We start from the raw sequence: 18,116 nt of genomic DNA on the forward strand, positions 1-18,116 counted from the left end.
ATTGGTACAGTAACATGAAAATTCAATATCAGATCATTTTTATAGGGTTAGCTATAGCTGGCCTCTTTGTTATTCCGGTTAAGGCACAGCAAACTTATCTTTCCGGAACAGCGAGGTCAAGTATTGAGCCCAGGACCTATCCATTTTCAGTTGCCCTTGCAGGTTATGGTTATCCAAGGGGAGGACGCTTTAGCCTGGAATGGATAAAAATGGATAATGTAAGGTGGGGGAAACTGGCAGGTCACTCAACAACATTTACCGTATTGGACAAAGTGATGTATGCCGCGGATAAAAACGGAGCAGTTACTTATGCGCCGATAAAGCGTAAAAACGCGAACTGGCGAAAACTTACGGAGCTGGAAGGAATAATTAGTCTGGCGAGTTATAAAGGCCGATTGTTTGCGCTTACAGCAAATGATGAACTGATGCGGTTTGAGCTAAAAAATAAAAATGCAGACTGGGTTAAAATTGCGAAATTTAATGGACTATCGTACGACGTACATCTGAAATCTATTGCTATCAACAATGGTAAACTGTACGGATTGGATAAAAATAATAACATTTTCGAGGGCAGGCACAGAACAGATGGTAACCTGTCTGTAAGCGCTGTAGCCGTAGCAGCAGAAAAACAAACAGTTTTGATTGTAGGCACAGATGTTTGCGGATTTAATTATGATTTCATCTCTTCAATAAAACAGCAGGTTTTTAGAAAGCACAAAATACCGCCATCGGCAGTATTGATAAATGCCTCACACACTCATTTTGCACCTTCAACGCAAGACTGGACAACCTGGGGCGGACATCAGTTGCCCGATTCTGTTTACTTAAATGATGTGGTTAAACCGGCAATGATCGCTGTCATTGAAAGTGCAATTAAAAGCATGAAACCTTCTGTGTTGTCTTTTGGAAGAGGAAAAACTACGATTGGGGCCAACCGAAGTCTGGAAGGAGCAGAAGTACCTTATGATAATGATGTAGATGTGCTGAGCATTGAGCGCGTAAAAGATCATCATAAAACCCTGGTCTTTTTAACCGGATGTCACCCGGTATTTAAAAATGAAGGAATTGAAGGTTTTACGGTAAGTCCCAATTATCCGGGGGTAACAAGGGCCCTCCTAGAGAAAGAAACGGGAGTAACAGATGCTTTATTCATTCAGGGCTGCGGAGGGGATATTAATCCTTTAAGTAACAATCACGTTAAAACCGGGAACGATCTTGCTGCTGATGTAAAAAGGATCTTAAACAGCCCCTTGCAGAAATTGTCTGGTAAGGTTACCTTTTACCTTGATTCTGTAAACTTCCCATTAGACAGATGGAGTAATGAACGTATTGCTACATTCAGGAAGGAAAATGATAATGGTAAGGCAGATGTAAATGCCGAAAAAAACGTGCGTTGGGCAGATTTGATGTTTAAGCTGGATAAAAGTAATAAGATGCCGGCCAGCATGCCGGTTTATATCCAGACCATCAACATCGGCAACTGGAAACTTGTAGGCCTTTCCCGGGAGGCCGTAACGGATTACAGTATTGGAGTTAAAAAATTATGGCCTGGGAAATTGGTAAGTGTTGCGGGATACTGTAATGATGTATCTAGCTATTTGCCTACTAGCAGACATATGAAGGCGGGTAGTTACGAGGGACTAGGTTCATTTTTTTGGTATGGACAACCCTCGGTATTTCCTCTGAATGTCTATGAAACGATCATAGATAAAATAAAGACTCAAAATTATTAAATGATATGACGAATAGAGCAGTATTGAACCCCCTGATTATTATAGGGATGTTGTTTTTTGTTTTCGGTTTTGTTACCTGGTTGAGCGCTGTATTGATTCCTTACTTACAACTTGCTTGTGAACTGAACAATTTTCAATCTTATCTGGTAGCATTTGCCTTTTATATCTCTTATTTCCTGATGGGAATTCCCTCCGGTTGGTTGTTAAAGGCAACAGGGTTTAAGAACGGATTGTCTATAGGTCTTATCCTGGTGGCGGCTGGCTCTTTATTGTTTATTCCGGCAGCAATCAGCAGATTTTACCCGCTCTTCTTAGTTGGTTTATTCGTGCAGGGTGCAGGTCTAACAGTGCTGCAAACGGCCTCGAACCCTTATGCTGCCATTCTGGGACCTAAGGAAAGTGCTGCCCGGAGGATCAGTTTTATGGGCATCTGTAATGGCATTGCAGGAGCTTTGGCACCGGTTATTCTGGGCGCTGTTATCTTAAATGATGCAGATGCATTGAAGAATAAATTAAGCCTTTTAAATCCTTCGCAAAAGATTGAAGAATTGAATGCCCTGGCAGCCAAGGTAATTATACCTTACCTCATCATTACTGGAATATTGATTGTTTTGGCTATAGTGATTCGTTTTTCTGCGCTACCGGATGTTGATGAGGAAGAGTTGGATGGAGAAGGGGAATCTGCTGGACATAATGTTAAAACTTCCATTTTAGAGTTTCCTCACCTATTGCTTGGTGTCCTCGTATTGTTCTTATATACAGGAGTTGAGGTAATTGCTGGAAACAGCATCATTGGTTATGGTGCATTTCAGGGAATCCCATTGTCAGTTGCCAAGTTTTTCACTTCGTTCACCCTGATTAGCATGCTGGTTGGTTATCTGATCGGAATAGTTTGTATACCCAGGTTCTTTAGTCAGGAAACTGCACTTAAAAGCTCTGCGCTTATCGGTGTTTTGTTTGCAACTATAGCCATTTTTAGCAACGGTTTAATTTCCGTGGTTTTTGTAGCCTTACTTGGCCTGGCTAATTCATTAATGTGGCCCTCTATATGGCCTTTGGCAATTGCGGGATTGGGACGATTTACAAAAGTAGGATCCTCATTACTGGTTATGGCTATTTCTGGTGCAGCGTTGCTACCATTGCTATACGGTTACGTTACGGATCATACGAACCCGCAACAGGCTTACTGGATTGTGATACCCTGCTATATTGTTATAGGATATTATGCTGTTTCCGGGCATAAAATCGGAAAAAATAGAAATTAATTAAATAACTGACTAATGATCTTAATCGCAGATAGTGGTTCCACCAAAACAGATTGGTGTCTTCTTGATTCCGCCAGGAAAGGGCGTTATTTTATAACTGAGGGCTATAACCCTTATTTTTGTGATGAACAATATATCATTAATTCCATTAAAGCAAATCTTCCTGGCGAAATAGATCGGTTAGGGATTACAGCCGTGCATTTTTATGGCGCCGGTTGTCAGGACGATAAAGTTGTGGTCATGGAGGGAATACTGCGCTCCGTATTTTCTAACTGCGAACAAATAACTGCCGAGGTAGATCTTCTGGCAGCTGCAAGAGGACTGTTAGGAAATAAACCTGGTTTTGCAGCTATACTGGGGACCGGAACCAACACTTGTATTTATGATGGAAACAGGATCATTAACAATGTGGATTCTTTGGGATTTATCTTAGGCGACGAAGGGAGTGGGGCGGCAATTGGAAAAAGGATACTTAGGGACTATTTACGTAATAAAATGCCTGAATCTGTAAAGCGTGCATTTTATAACACGTATGAACTAAAACCTGCGGATATCATCCACAAGATTTATGGAGAGCCATTGGCCAACAGATTTTGTGCAAGCTTTACCCGGTTTTTAAAGCATCCTGAGGTTGACCCGAACTATGGCCACCAACTGGTAAAATCGTCCTTCACTGAGTTTTTCCATAATCTCGTTTCCTGTTATCCTGACTATAATAAGTATACTTTTAATTGTATCGGCTCAGTAAGTTATCATTTTGCAGCTATTCTGGAGGAGGTTTTAAATGACTTTCAAATGGAACCGGGCCGGATTTTACCTTCCCTGATCGCTGAACTTGTCAGCTTTCATGCGGTTGCCTAAAATATTTAAACTTAAACACACATAAGAAGCTTAACTGCTTTGAAGAAAATAAAATATATGAAATACACACAGAAACTACTGAGTTATGGTTTGGGGATCGTATTGCTATTTACTGCAAGTTCCTCAATTGCAAAGCAGGGAAACAGAAATGGAACCCAAACTTTAAATAAAGAGGCCAGCTATGCTTTAATCAAACGTATCCTGCCGAAATTCCACGATCGTTTTCAAATTGAATTCTTGGAGAAGGAAAATGATAAAGATGTTTTTGAATTAGAAAGTAAGGGCGGTAAGATCGTATTGAGAGGAAATCATGGTATTTCAGTGGCAAGCGCATTGAATTTCTACCTGAAAAATTATGCACACTGCGACATCAGCTGGAACGGAAATAACCTGAATTTGCTAAAAGAATTGCCTGCAGTTCCGGCAAAAGTACATCAGACTACACCTTATCAATACAGACATTATTTTAATTACTGCACCTTCAATTATACCGCTGCCTGGTGGGACTGGGAGCGCTGGCAGCAGGAGATTGACTTTATGGCTTTAAACGGCATCAACATGCCGCTGGCTATGACCGGTCAGAATGCGCTTTGGTACAGAGTTTATAAAAGCCTGGGCTTTACCGACCAGGATATGGACGTCTTTTTCTCGGGACCAGCTTATTTCATGTGGTTTTGGGCTGGGAATCTTGATGGTTGGGGCGGACCGCTGCCACAGTCCTGGATGAAAAGCCATGAGGAACTCCAGAAAAAGATTCTCGCACGTGAACGTGAATTGGGGATGACGCCAATTCTACCGGCTTTTACGGGCCATGTCCCTCCTGCATTTAAAGATCGTTTCCCGCAAGCTAAACTGCAAAAAACCAACTGGGAAGGGAGATTTGCTGATACCTATATTCTTGATCCAAAAGATCCGATGTTCCAGGTTATTGGCCGCAAATTTATTGAAGAACAAACAAAAACTTTTGGGACAGACCATCTATATGGTGCCGATACCTTTAATGAAATGTACCCACCAAGTAGCGATCCGTCTTATCTGGCTGAGTCTAGTAACGCAGTGTATAAATCGATGGCGGCAGCAGATCCGCAGGCTGTTTGGATTATGCAGGGCTGGACTTTCTGGGATAAAAGAGATTTCTGGAAACCAGAGCAACTGAAATCCTATTTGAATGCAGTACCAACAGATAAGTTGATTGTGCTCGATTTATGGAGTGAGGTGCAGCCAATCTGGGATAAGACCGATGCTTATTATGGTAAACAATGGATATGGTGTATGCTTCATAATTTCGGTGGTAAAATCAACATGTTTGGTCACATGGATAAGATTTCAATCGAACCTTCAGAAACTTTTCATAATCCGAAGGCTGGCAACATGATCGGCATAGGGGTAGTTCCGGAAGGAATCGAACAGAATCCAGCCATATATGCACTGATGCTGGACAATGTGTGGAGAGATAAAGTAATTGATGCTGATGACTGGGTTAAAGATTACGCACACCGCAGATACGGACAAAAAAATGTCGACATAGAAAAGGCCTGGAACATACTCCATTATACAGTGTATAATGTTGATGGCGGACATGAAAGTATCGTTACTGGCAGGCCAACATTTAAAAAGAGTACAGACTGGACAGATACTGAAATGCCTTATAAGTTAGTCGATTTGATTCCTGCCTGGGATCATATGATCAAGGCCTCAGCTAACTTTAAAAATGTTGATGGATTTCAGTATGACCTGGTTGATTTAAGCAGACAGATTATGGCGGATTATGCCAGTGTTTTACAACAGGAGATCGCTCTTGCGCATAAAAATAAGAATCATAAATTATTTCAATTAAGTAGCGGCAAGTTTCTGGAATTGATTAAAGACATGGATATGCTTCTTGCTACCAGAAAGGATTTTTTATTAGGTAAATGGTTAAATGATGCAAAAAAATGGGGTACAAATGATGCGGAGAAAGCCCTTTATGAAAAGAATGCCAGAAATCTGATAACGCTTTGGGGAGATAAGGATGCATCTCTGCATGAGTATGCCAATAAACAATGGTCGGGTCTGTTAACCGGCTTCTACTTACCAAGGTGGCAGCAGTTTTTTAAAGAAGTGGCAACAAAAATGAACAGTAACCAGAAATTCAACCAGGAAGCTTTTGATGAAAAAATTAAATCATGGGAATGGAAATGGGTTAATGGAAGGGAGTTGTACAGTGAAACCCCGCAGGGAGATCCGGTAGTAGTTTCTAAAATGATGTACCAGAAATACGCATCAGCAATAAAAGCAGTTGGTAAAAACGTTAAGTAGAAAATGATGAATAACAAAAAAAATAGTTTCCGCACACCTATACTGTGGTGTCTGCTGTTCTTTTCACTTTATGGTCTAAACGATGGTAATGCGCAATTGAATCAGAATCAGCTGAAGTTTAAAAATCCCATTGGAAATGGTGCCGATCCATGGGTAATCAAGCACAATGGTTATTATTACGTCTGCCAAAGCAATGGTGATATCAATAGCAAGGGAATTTCTGTAAGTAAATCCAATAAATTGAGCCAGTTGGGCAAACCGGTGACAGTTTGGAATACTCCTGCAGCGGGTTGGAACAGCAGTCAGGTCTGGGCACCTGAATTGCATTATTTTAATAAAAAATGGTACATCTATTATGCGGCCGGTAAAGCCGGCCCCCCTTATATTCACCAGCGGTCTGGTGTTCTCGAATCTGTTACCGATGATCCACAAGGGGAATATGTCGACAAAGGGATTTTAAATACAGGCGTCGACGCAGGAAATGAGACTGGGATGATCTGGGCAATCGATGTGAATGTTGGTCATATTGCTGGAAAGCTTTATGCCGTATGGTCGGGCTGGGAGCAGAATGCGACAACCGATAAAACATCTCAGCATCTCTATATAGCTGAAATGAGTAATCCATGGACGATCAGTTCAGCCCGGGTAAAAATATCGAGCCCGGATCAGCCCTGGGAAACAGGCGGGCCACTGGATTTAAATGAGGGACCCCAGTTTTTAATGAGAAATGATCAGGTCTTCATTATTTATTCGACAAGAGAATCCTGGACACCGGAATATCGCCTGGCACAGCTAAAACTAAAGGATCCTTCCAAAAGCCCACTCGATGCAGCCAACTGGGAGAAGCGTGGACCAGTGTTTCAAGGCACGGCAAAGGTACTCGGTACCGGTCATGCAAGTTTTACCCAATCGCCTGACGGTAAGGAGTGGTGGGTATTTTATCATACCAAGAAAAGCAGCACTCCGGGTTGGGCAAGAGATTTACGTTTGCAAAAGTTTACCTGGAGAACAGATGGAAACCCTGATTTTGGCATCCCGATTCCGGCTGGTGTTTCACTTCCAGTTCCTTCAGGAGAGTAATAAAAGTAATTTTAGTAACTATAACCTATAAAAAAATGAACATCAAAAAGATTTTAGTATTCCTTTTGATCCTTATTACAGGGGTTGCAAAGAGCAATGCGCAGCAATCCAAAAGAGAGGACATGCCAGCTGGAAAATGGACAATAGAACAAGCCAATACTTGGTATGCACAGCACCGATGGCTGGTAGGGGCTAATTTTCTTCCCAGTACCGCCATTAATCAGTTAGAAATGTGGCAGGCGGATTCATTTGATCCTCTGACTATTGACAGAGAGTTGGGGTGGGCTGCAAAAATTGGTTTAAATACCTTGAGGGTCTATCTTCATAGTATTGCATGGAAGCAAGATCCTGAGGGCTTTAAAAAGCGTATAGACCAGTATCTGGGTATTGCGGACAAACATCATATAAAAACAGTATTTGTGTTTTTTGATGATTGCTGGAATAAGGAAGCAAAACCGGGTAAACAACCTGCATCTAAACCAGGTATCCATAACTCAGGTTGGGTACAGGATCCGGGGCAACCTATGTCTGCCGATCCCAAACTTTTTCCAGGTCTTGAAAAGTATGTGAAGGACGTGCTTGATCGTTTTGGCAAAGATAAACGCATTTTACTATGGGATCTTTATAATGAACCGGGTAACTCTGATAAAGGAAATGAGTCGCTTCCTCTTTTACGGAAAGTATTTTCCTGGGCCAGAGCAGCAGCTCCGGAACAGCCAATCACTTCCGGGATTTGGAAATGGGACCTAGAAGAGCTAAATGCCTTTCAGATACAAAACTCCGATATAATTACCTATCACGACTACGAAGAGCCTGAATGGCATCTCAGAGTAATACAGATGCTAAAAACTCATGGGCGCCCCTTGATCTGTACGGAATATATGGCAAGAACCCGAAACAGCCGGTTCTCGAATATTTTACCCCTGCTTAAAAAGGAAAATATTGGCGCAATCAGTTGGGGCTTAGTTGCCGGAAAATCAAATACGATTTATGCCTGGGATACTCCATTGCCTCAGGGCAATCAGCCTGCAGAGTGGTTTCATGATATTTTTAAGAAGGATGGAACTCCATATCGTCAGGATGAAGTTGATTTGATTAAAAACTTAAAAAAACCTGAGGGTGAAAGTCCGTAAATCAAAAAGAGTCTATGGTTACCTGTTGTTCAGTAAGAACAAGACCGGAGTAAGATTCTTTCAAGAATTTTTCTCCGGTTTTTTTTATGTCGTATATATTCTCTTAATTTACCAACACTAGAGCGAATGTCTTTTGATGACGTTGGTAGGATTCCTCTTGATAATGATTTTTTCTTCCAGAATGGCTTCTGCAACTGTTTTTCCCATGGCCTCAAAATCAGTTGAAATAACAGTAATTCCATTTTCAAGGACTTCTTTCACGAGTGTATCATTATAAGAAATGAGGCCTACGTCTTTGCCTAATTTAAGTTTCTTTTTACGGGCAAGCTTAATTAACATCACATCGTCGGTATCATATCTGCTAAAGGTTACGTATGCATTACCTTTTTGGAAAGTCTTTTCATCGATGTCAGATTGTATCAGGTAGGGATGCTCAACTTCGGTACAATAATGTAAGAAACCTTCAATTACAAGCCTGGCATGTATGGCTTCGGGATGGGCTACTAGTATCAGGCGATCGTATTTTTTTAACTCATCCTTTAATTGATGAAGGCTATTATAAATATCATAACCATAATCCTGGTATATACTACTGTAGTTGCCTGATAAACCCTGCTCGTTTAAATCGATAATTATTCTTTTTTTATCCGGAATTAAGTTCAGGAGTGGAGCAACATCTTCTTTTAAAAAGGTTGCAATAACATAATGTGTATATGCTCCCAGATTTTCTTTGATCAGTTTTTCGAATACCTGGTAATTGTGGTGGTGAAAGTAAATGTCTATATCCGCCCGGGCTTCAAGTTGATTAAAAAGGGTCCGATAAAACTGTTCACGCAGAATGTTCATTTTATCGAGCAGCAAAAAAACACGGAAGGAGCGATCAATAGTAGTTTTTCGTACGTAATACCCTTTCCTATAAACAGATTCTACAATACCTTTTTCAACAAGTTCATTCAGGCCTTTGAGTAAAGTTTCTTTACTCATCTTTAATTGTAGTTGCAGTTGCTTGAGAGATGGCAGCTGATCTCCGATGTGGAGCTGATCAATTTCAATCAATGACATAATGTGATCGGCAAGCTGTTTGTATTTCATTTTACCTTGATTGCCATTCTGAGGCGTATTTTGGATTGTCATAGATATTTGATTTAAGCAAATGTAATTAATAGACCATACAAACCAAACCAGTCTATCTAACAATTTATTTAATGCTACTCCCCAACTCTCTATCGAAGGTTTTTTTGTTTTTTTATTTGTTTAATCGAAATAAATTATATTATATTTGTTTAGTAAACCAGTCCAGACCAGACTAGTGATGTCGCAGTTGATTTGCATACGCAAAGATGTTATTTTGCTTTAATTGCTGTTGATGAGAGGTGTGTAATCTGGATGAGGTTTGAAATGCTTTAACCAAGTCATTTAAAATGTACGACAGGTATATAAATGCCTGCCGTAACAATACAACCAAATATAAATAATGAATATGAAACCAAACTTACTCTTAACTATGTTATTGGTCCTGGGTATTCAGCTGACTGGTCTGGCCCAGGCGGTAAAAACCATTACCGGAACCGTAATAGATGAAAACGGAAAACCGCTGCCGGGCGTAGTAGTGACCGTCCGTGGGAAAACTGCTTCCGGTGTAACGGACGGTCAGGGCAACTTTCGTCTTTCCAATGCAAAAGAAAGCGATCTGCTTGTGCTCTCGATGATCGGCTATGTCAGCAAAACGATAGTTGTAACCAGCCAGAATCAATATAAAGTACAGCTGGAACCCAGCAACACGGCCTTAGATGACGTAGTCGTTGTGGGTTATGGCCAGGTAAAACGAAAGGACCTTACGGGTTCGGTCGGTTCTGTAGTCATGAAAGATATGGAAAAGGCACCGGTGGTTTCCTTTGAAGATGCTTTAGCCGGAAGGGTGGCAGGGGTGCAGGTCGGTTCTAGTGATGGACAGCCAGGCAGTATTAGCAACATCACCATTCGCGGAGGGAATTCCATTACCCAGTCAAACTCACCACTTTATGTGATTGATGGCTTTCCTTCGGAAAATCCCGACAACAATACCATTAATCCGGATGATATCGAGTCAATAGATATATTGAAAGATGCATCTTCTACGGCAATTTACGGAGCAAGAGGTGCCAATGGGGTAATCATGATCAAAACCAAGGAAGGTAAGGTAGGCGCGCCAGTGGTTACCTATAACAATTGGCTGGGCTATCAGTACCCTGCAAAGCAGATGGAGGTAATGAGCCCTTATGAGTTTGTGAAGTACCAGCTGGAGTTGAACAAGACTTCAGCTACCGCTTTGTATCTTAAGGACGGCAAAACTTTGGATGCCTATCGGAATGAGCAGGGAATAAACTGGCAGGACTATGTATTGCAGGATGCATTTATGCAAAACCATAGCTTCTCTATGAGGGGCGGGACTGCGTCTACAAAGTATTCGGTAAGCAGCTCTTATTTAAATCAGGATGGAATTGTTATTAATGGTGGATTTAAAAGATACCAGGGACGGTTTCAGATAGATCAGCGTGTAGGAAAAAATTTGAGAATTGGCCTTAATACCAATTATACATACGCAATCAAAAAAGGTCAGATTGCCAATTTAACCAGTGATAACCTAAACAGCAGCTCGGCCGGAAATGCCAGCTCATATTTGATGTACAGCACCTGGGGATATAGGCCTGTTACTGGCAGAGCGAATGATGAAAATTTCTTTGATGAGCCCTTTGACGACGATGTGGCAGGTACTACAGATTTAAGGATAAACCCGGTGGTAAACTCCAACAATATGTATCAGTATGCCTTTAACAAATCGCTTAGTGCCAATGCTTTTGCGGAATATTCTTTTCTGAACTATTTTAAGTTCAAGCTAAGTGGCGGGATGGTTGATACCCGTCTGACTTTTGAGCGCTTTAACAACTCTAATACGGCAGCTGGAAATCCGCGGACCGTTTATGGGCAAAACTACGGCATCAATGGTTACATCGACAATCAAAATATACGCAGTTTACTGAACGAGAACGTGCTCTCATTTAACAGAACATTTAACAAGAAGCACCGTTTAGATGCAGTGGCTGGTTTTACCATGCAGAGAAATAGCGTGGATGGGGATGGATTTACATCTATTTTATTGCCAAATGAGTCATTGGGCATTAAGGGGCTTGACCAGGGGTTTATCCAGGCAAAAACAACTTCAGGGACTTACTCAACGATGGTATCCTTCCTCGGACGTGTTAACTATACTTTTAACTCTCGCTACATCTTCACCGCCTCTGTCCGCAGTGATGGATCTTCAAAGTTTGCCCCGGATAACAGAGTGGGTTATTTCCCTTCCGGCGCTTTTGCCTGGAATATCGGGGAAGAAAAATTCCTGAAATCTGTTAAAGCTATTTCTTCCGCAAAACTAAGGACTTCTTATGGAATTACCGGAAACAATCGGGTGTCAGATTTTGCGTACCTGAGTGTTTTGGATCAGGAAGTAGGGGCCAACACTGGAAATACCAAAAGCGGCTATTATTTTAACGGGCAATATATTAGAGGAACTGTACCTGTTGGGCTGGGAAATGAGAACCTTAAATGGGAGCGAACTGCAAACCTTGACCTTGGATTAGACTTAAGTTTCTTTAATCAACGCATCAGTTTAACTACCGACTATTATTATAAAAGAACCACAGATTTATTGCTGAATGCTTCATTGGCCACTTCAACGGGGTACCTTACTGCATTTAAAAATATAGGTGTTGTGGTAAATAGGGGCTTGGAGTTCACTTTGAATACAGTTAACCTGAGTACAAAGAAGTTTACCTGGACATCTAATTTCAACATCGCCTTTAACAATAACAAGATAGAAGAGTTGAATGGTGATCAGCCTAGCTTGATTACGCGCGTTTCGAATTGGAACGCCAATTTTAATAACTCTTTACCTTATATTGCCTTACCAGGACGCCCTGTGGCCTTGTTTTACGGCTATGTTTTTGACGGCGTATATCCTTTAAGTGATTTCAATGTATTGTCTAACGGTAGCTATGAGCTAAGAACTGACGTACCGAACAATGGGGGACCCCGCTCGTTAATTAAGCCGGGCTTCATCAAATACAAAGACATTAACGGAGATGGGGTAGTAGATGCAAATGACCAGACGATTGTTGGTAATCCTAATCCCAAACACATTGGGGGCTTTTCCAATAATTTCCGATATGGACAGTTTGACCTCAATGTTTTCTTTCAATGGTCTTACGGAAATGACATTTTAAATGCAAACCGGATTGTATTTGAAGGTGCGGAAGCCAGACAAAGCTTGAATATGTTTAAAACCTATGAGAACAGGTGGTCTCTGGAAAATCAGAATAGCGATTTGCCTGTTGCCGGTGGTTACGGTCCTAATGTATACTCTGACAGGAATATCGAAGATGGTTCGTTCCTTCGGTTAAAGACAGCTTCATTGGGCTATAACCTTTCTTCTGTCTTGACGAAAAAGCTGAAAATACAGTCAGCCCGCTTTAATGTTTCGGCACAAAACCTGGTAACCTGGACCAACTATTCTGGTCTGGATCCTGAAGTTTCGGTACGAAATTCTGCACTCACACCGGGTTTCGACTGGAGCCCCTACCCAAGGGCCCGCACCATTACCTTTGGTATGAACCTAACTTTTTAACGATAAATGTTTTTACAAATGAAAACAACTTTATTTTATATCGCGATGATGCTGGCACTGGTTGTTAGCTCATGTTCAAAGATCCTGGACACAACCCCACAGGATTTTATATCGCCAGTAAATTATTACAAAACAGAAAGTGAACTGCAATCTGCATTGGCCGGAGTATACGACCGTTTGGGTGATAACAGGGTTTATTCACAGGGTATGTCTTGCTATATGGTTTTTAGTGACGAGTTTTTCATGAAAAACCAGACAACGGGAATGAATGCCAATATTGTAGATGCATCGACCCTGGAACTAAACAGACACTGGGAATCGCTTTACACTGGCATTGAGAGAGCGAACATGTTGCTCGAAAATATAGATAATGCCGTTGGCGTACCTTTGGAAAAACGTAACGAAATAAGAGGGCAAGCACTATTTTTAAGGGCTTACTATTACTTTATGCTAGTAGATGAGTTTGGAGGTGTGCCTTTAAAGCTCCAATCTAGCAAATCACCTGACGAAGCGCCGCTCCCTGGTACTCCAATAAAGGACATTTACGAGCGTATCGTGACTGATATGAAAAAAGCAGAAGATATGGTGAAGTCCATTTCTGACTATGGCTATAATACTCGTATTACAAAAACTACAGTACAGGGTATACTGGCGAGGGTTTATCTGACCATGGCAGGCGCTCCGCTAAAGGATGTTGCAAAATATGCTGATGCCAGAACTTACGCAGAAAAAGTAATGAACTCAGGATTGCACGGCCTTAATCCCGATTTCAAACAAATCTATATCAACCATGTTAAGGAGGACTTCGATACAAAGGAAGGTTTGTGGGAAGTCGAATTTAAAGGAACCAACCAGGGCGAAATACAAGAGGGGGGCATGATTGGCAGTTATAACGGCATTACCTGTGGAATTATTGATATAGGATATGGCTATGATTATGTTCACGCTACTGCGAAACTTTACAATGCCTATGCTAATGGCGACCAGAGAAGGGATTGGACAGTTGCTCCTTACCGGTATGTGACAAGCGGACTAACGGCTGTAAAGACCAATTGGGCGGCAGATCAGATATACGACCGCAGCAACGGGAAATGGAGGCGCGAGTATGAACCTCTACCAAGAAATCAAAACTATACCGGTACGAACTGGCCGTTGTTGAGATATGCCGATGTATTGCTGATGTTTGCAGAAGCTGATAATTATACCAATAATGGGCCCTCTGTAGATGCCTATAAAGCGATTAATATGGTGAGGCGAAGGGGCTACGGAAAAGATGTGCTGATACCCGATGTACAGGCAGACGCTGCTGCTAATTTGTCTCAGCAGGACTTTCTGGACCTGATCAGGAATGAACGGCTACGTGAGCTTGCTTTCGAGGGCCTTAGGAAACACGATCTTGTACGATGGGGTATTTACTCATCCGTTATGCAGACACAGGCAAGGGAATACCAGACCAGCATGCCGACAGCTTTAAAAGACGCGGCTATTGCACAGGCACAGCGGGTAACCGATCGTGCTGTTTTATTCCCGATCCCTAATAGTGAACTGGCCGTTAACCCTAATATCAAACAAAATACAGGATGGTAACTACAAAATTGTATAAGATGAATAAGCTATTAATTGCATCTGTTATATTATTTTCCCTGGCTTCCTGCCAGAAGACCTATGAGCTGGCTCCTCAGGATGATTTTTCTATTGAGTTGGAAAAAACCAGTTATAAAGTTGGAGAGCCCGTTAAGTTTATTGTTAATGGTAAAACAGAGAACATTGTATTCTGGTCGGGAGAAGCAGGACGCAAATATGAGTTCAGAAAAAGAACGGTCGTAGAAGGAAATGCTATTTCCCTCAATTTTAAAACTTTTGCACAGTTCTTAACGCCTGTTGATCAATCGGTGATCAAACTGTATGTATCCACCAATTTCAGCGGAATATATGATGCTGCAAATGTAAGGGCTGCTAATTGGGAAGAGATTACAGATAAAGCCGTTTTATCTTCTGGTGTGGACCAGACGCCCTCTGGAAATATCAGCCTGAATAGCTTTGCAGAGCGTAACAAAAACATGGCCTTGGCTTTGGTATATAAGACTACTGTTATCAAACCAGAAACACAGCAAAACCGTTGGGTAATCCGTTCTTTCGATCTTAAGAGTACCAACCAGGCGGGAGAAGAAACTGTACTGGCCACTATGGCTACCGCAGGCTGGACTGCTTTTAATTTTAGTGGTCCTGCAACCAATTGGAGTATTACTTCAGCACAATTACTTACCGTAAGAAACAGTACTGATCTTGATGATGACTGGGTAGTCACCAAACAGTTCAACCCTAATAGTATTTTACCTGATGTAGGGGAACCGATTAAGAATATTTCTCAGAATCTAACAGATTATACGAGGGTTTACACCAAAGCAGGGGTATATAAAGTTTCATTTGTAGCAACCAACGCCAATTTAAAGGAATCAGTAACTGTTGTAAAAGAATTAGAATTAACCATTACCCAATGAGATTTAACCGTGTAATCGTGCTGCTGCTTGCTTTTGCAAACAGCAGTTATGCCCAGCTAGCTCCCCAAGCCCGATTGACAAATGATATGCTTCGCTTGAACTGGGAAGATAGCGGTAAGGGATATAAAATAAAACAGCTGTCGGTAAAAGGACAAAAGGGATGGCACTCCTTGTCTGGCACATTGGGGCAATATACCCTGCTTTACAGTGCAGATCAGCCCAGGATGGAGTCGGAGGCTAAAGACAAAAACGGGAAAGAAATCCAGTTTCCTGAGCCGGAATACCGCTATATCATCCCTACCTGGAAGGCCAATACCTCTGCGGTTTCCTTAAATAAGGAAGGGCGTGCCATTTCATTTTATCCGCAGCAGTACAAACAGGTCGGCAATACACTCGTATTTCAGCAAAAAACAGAGGTCTCTACTGTAGAGGCAACCTGGAAATTAGATCCTGTTTACAAAAATGATCTACGCGTTTCCATCAAGTTAACAGCCGATAAGGATGGATATTATTCCATTGCAAGTCCGGCATTGAATACAAACGACAAAAAGAGCTTTGAATGGGGCTGCATCCCCGGAGTGTTCCAAGGCAGTACCATCAACAGTGATTTTACAGATGCTTATGCTTATGGGCATGGAATTCCGGATAGACCAGTTGTGGTAAGGGAAAGAACTGCGGCTGCGTTGACCGCCATGCTTACGAATAAAGAGGGAATTACACTTGCTGTAACAGCTGAGCCGGGAACAGGCAGAGACCCATGGGAATCTGATAAATCTACACAGTCGAACTGGCTGCTTGGTCTGTCACTGATCAACAGGCAGGAACAACTGAGCCCGACCTTATATCATCCGGTACTGGGACAGCAAAAGTCATATTTAAAAAAGGGGGAAAGCATCTCCTTTGATTTCAGATATACCATCAATACTTCAAACTGGTATCCCGTATATCAGCATGTGGTGAATGATGTTTACCGCTTTGATGAATTACTGCATTTAAAGCAAACCAGCCTGTCTTTATCTGATCGTATGGAACAGCTTTTAGACTATGTGAAAAAGGACAGTACTTCCCGCTGGCGGACTTTCGATTATAACGGTCGGACCATCGGCGCCCAGGAATATTTGGGTGGGGTGCATGGCTCGGAAAAAGACGCCGTAAAAAATGCCGATTACGGGGCCATGTGGATGTTGGCGAATATAACAAAGGACCCAATCCTTGTCCAGAAACGTCTCAAAGATGCATTGAACTTTAAATTGGCGCAGCAAAATACGGCTGGTGGGTTCTTTAACGGGGCTGCAGCAGGTCAATATTACCTCTACAAGTCAAAACGGTTTGCCGAAGAGTGGGGGCCTTATACGGAGCCGATCGCAACTACATACTATGTTTTGCTGGATATGGGGAATGTGTCCTTGTTTGAGCCGGATAATCAGCAGCTTAAATCGGGCATACGTATGGCGGCCGATTGGCTTTTGGCTAAAATGAAACCAGAAGGTTATTGGGAAGTAGCTTATCATAATGACACGCAAAAGCCGATGTTTGAAGACCTGAAAGATTACAGGCCTACTTTTTACGGACTGTTGGTTGCATACCAGACGCTTCGGGATAAAAAATATCTGGAGGCGGCTGTAAAAGCTGCAGACTGGTACATCAAAAATGCGGTAGATAAAGGATATTTTTTAGGTGTTTGCGGAGATGCCAGGTTTGCACCTGATTTTGCCACGGGACAAAGTGCTCAGGCTTTGCTCGATCTGTATGAAATTACAAAGGATGTAAGATTTAAACAGGCTGCTATCAAAACGGCACAATTCTATACCACCTCCATCTATTCTCACCCGATTCCGAATAAAGAAAGCAAAAAAGTTGGGTCGAGACAATTGGAAGACTGGCAAATAAGTCAGGTGGGGCTAAGTTTTGAACATGGGGGGATTTTAGGTTCCGCAAATAACAGCGGCCCCATCATGCTCGCAAGTCATGCTGGCATGTTTGTAAGGCTATTTCAACTGACAAAAGATTCTCTATACCTCAAAATGGCAAGGACTGCAGCTTTAAGTAAAGATGCTTTTGTAGACCCGGCCACAGGAGTTGCCTCCTATTATTGGAGCGCCATGAACAAGGGAGCGGGGCCTTTTCCTCATCACGCCTGGTGGCAGGTGGGTTGGATCACCGATTATCTGATGGCAGAACTTTCCTTGCGTTCGCAAGGGCGGATTGATTTTCCTTCAGGTTTTCTTACCCCTAAGGTTGGTCCTCACAAAACGTTTGGGTTCAGACAGGGAAAAATATTTGATAAGCAGGGAGACCTGACATTGATGGAAAAACTGGTTTCATTGAAGAATCCCAATATGGACTATGTATGCGCCCTGAATAAGCAGGATAAAGTGTTTTACTTGTTTGTATTGAATAATGATGACGAAATACAGGAGAGCACCCTTCAGCTAGACCTATCCCGCTTTATTCCGGGGCATAGCCTGGATATGAAAACTGCCGAATGCTTTTCTGCATCAGGTTCAAAAATTCCTTTTTCTGTAGGTGATCCTATCAAAATAGCACCTTATGGCCTTCAGGTTTATTCATTTACCTACAAATAA

11 protein-coding genes are annotated in these 18,116 nt (G+C 42.0%); 10 read left to right on the forward strand and 1 reads right to left on the reverse strand.

Annotated elements, in window-relative coordinates:
- The first annotated feature begins 14 nt into the window (after positions 1-14).
- From FBD94_RS01250 to FBD94_RS01275, 6 genes are read left to right on the forward strand one after another with little or no spacing between them, the layout of a single operon-like run.
- Positions 15-1,733 (forward strand): hypothetical protein, encoded by a 1,719-nt coding sequence (locus tag FBD94_RS01250; RefSeq protein WP_136878813.1) that lies wholly within the window; start codon positions 15-17, stop codon positions 1,731-1,733.
- Between the two features lie 5 nt (positions 1,734-1,738).
- Entirely contained in the window at positions 1,739-2,998 is a 1,260-nt protein-coding gene (locus tag FBD94_RS01255; protein WP_136878814.1) for a sugar MFS transporter, read from the forward strand.
- Positions 2,999-3,013: 15 nt separating this feature from the next.
- Positions 3,014-3,859, forward strand: a complete 846-nt coding sequence (locus FBD94_RS01260) for an N-acetylglucosamine kinase (protein WP_131607539.1) — start codon at positions 3,014-3,016, stop codon at positions 3,857-3,859.
- A gap of 57 nt (positions 3,860-3,916) precedes the next feature.
- The gene (locus tag FBD94_RS01265) at positions 3,917-6,157 is read left to right on the forward strand and encodes an alpha-N-acetylglucosaminidase (protein WP_136878815.1); all 2,241 of its coding nucleotides are present in this window, start codon (positions 3,917-3,919) and stop codon (positions 6,155-6,157) included.
- Between the two features lie 3 nt (positions 6,158-6,160).
- A complete protein-coding gene (locus FBD94_RS01270) occupies positions 6,161-7,237 on the forward strand; it encodes a glycoside hydrolase family 43 protein (protein ID WP_225874628.1) in 1,077 nt (358 codons plus the stop codon).
- Positions 7,238-7,272: 35 nt separating this feature from the next.
- A complete protein-coding gene (locus tag FBD94_RS01275) occupies positions 7,273-8,370 on the forward strand; it encodes a cellulase family glycosylhydrolase (RefSeq protein WP_205945213.1) in 1,098 nt (365 codons plus the stop codon).
- Between the two features lie 117 nt (positions 8,371-8,487).
- Here FBD94_RS01275 and FBD94_RS01280 read toward each other — a convergent pair whose 3' ends face one another.
- A complete protein-coding gene (locus tag FBD94_RS01280) occupies positions 8,488-9,504 on the reverse strand; it encodes a winged helix-turn-helix domain-containing protein (RefSeq protein WP_205945821.1) in 1,017 nt (338 codons plus the stop codon).
- A 346-nt stretch (positions 9,505-9,850) separates the two neighbouring features.
- Here FBD94_RS01280 and FBD94_RS01285 point away from each other — a divergent pair, with 346 nt between their 5' ends.
- From FBD94_RS01285 to FBD94_RS01300, 4 genes are read left to right on the forward strand one after another with little or no spacing between them, the layout of a single operon-like run.
- A complete protein-coding gene (locus tag FBD94_RS01285; RefSeq protein ID WP_131607541.1) occupies positions 9,851-13,030 on the forward strand; it encodes a SusC/RagA family TonB-linked outer membrane protein in 3,180 nt (1,059 codons plus the stop codon).
- 18 nt (positions 13,031-13,048) lie between these two features.
- Entirely contained in the window at positions 13,049-14,617 is a 1,569-nt protein-coding gene (locus FBD94_RS01290; RefSeq protein ID WP_225874629.1) for a RagB/SusD family nutrient uptake outer membrane protein, read from the forward strand.
- A 17-nt stretch (positions 14,618-14,634) separates the two neighbouring features.
- Positions 14,635-15,531: a DUF5017 domain-containing protein gene (locus FBD94_RS01295; RefSeq protein ID WP_225874630.1), complete on the forward strand. Its 897-nt coding sequence runs from the start codon at positions 14,635-14,637 to the stop codon at positions 15,529-15,531.
- Positions 15,528-18,116 (forward strand): glycoside hydrolase family protein, encoded by a 2,589-nt coding sequence (locus FBD94_RS01300; RefSeq protein WP_136878816.1) that lies wholly within the window; start codon positions 15,528-15,530, stop codon positions 18,114-18,116. The genes FBD94_RS01295 and FBD94_RS01300 overlap by 4 nt, the downstream gene beginning before the upstream one ends.

It is taken from the genome of Pedobacter hiemivivus (genome assembly GCF_005144565.1).
GTDB classification, from domain to species: Bacteria; Bacteroidota; Bacteroidia; order Sphingobacteriales; family Sphingobacteriaceae; genus Pedobacter; species Pedobacter hiemivivus.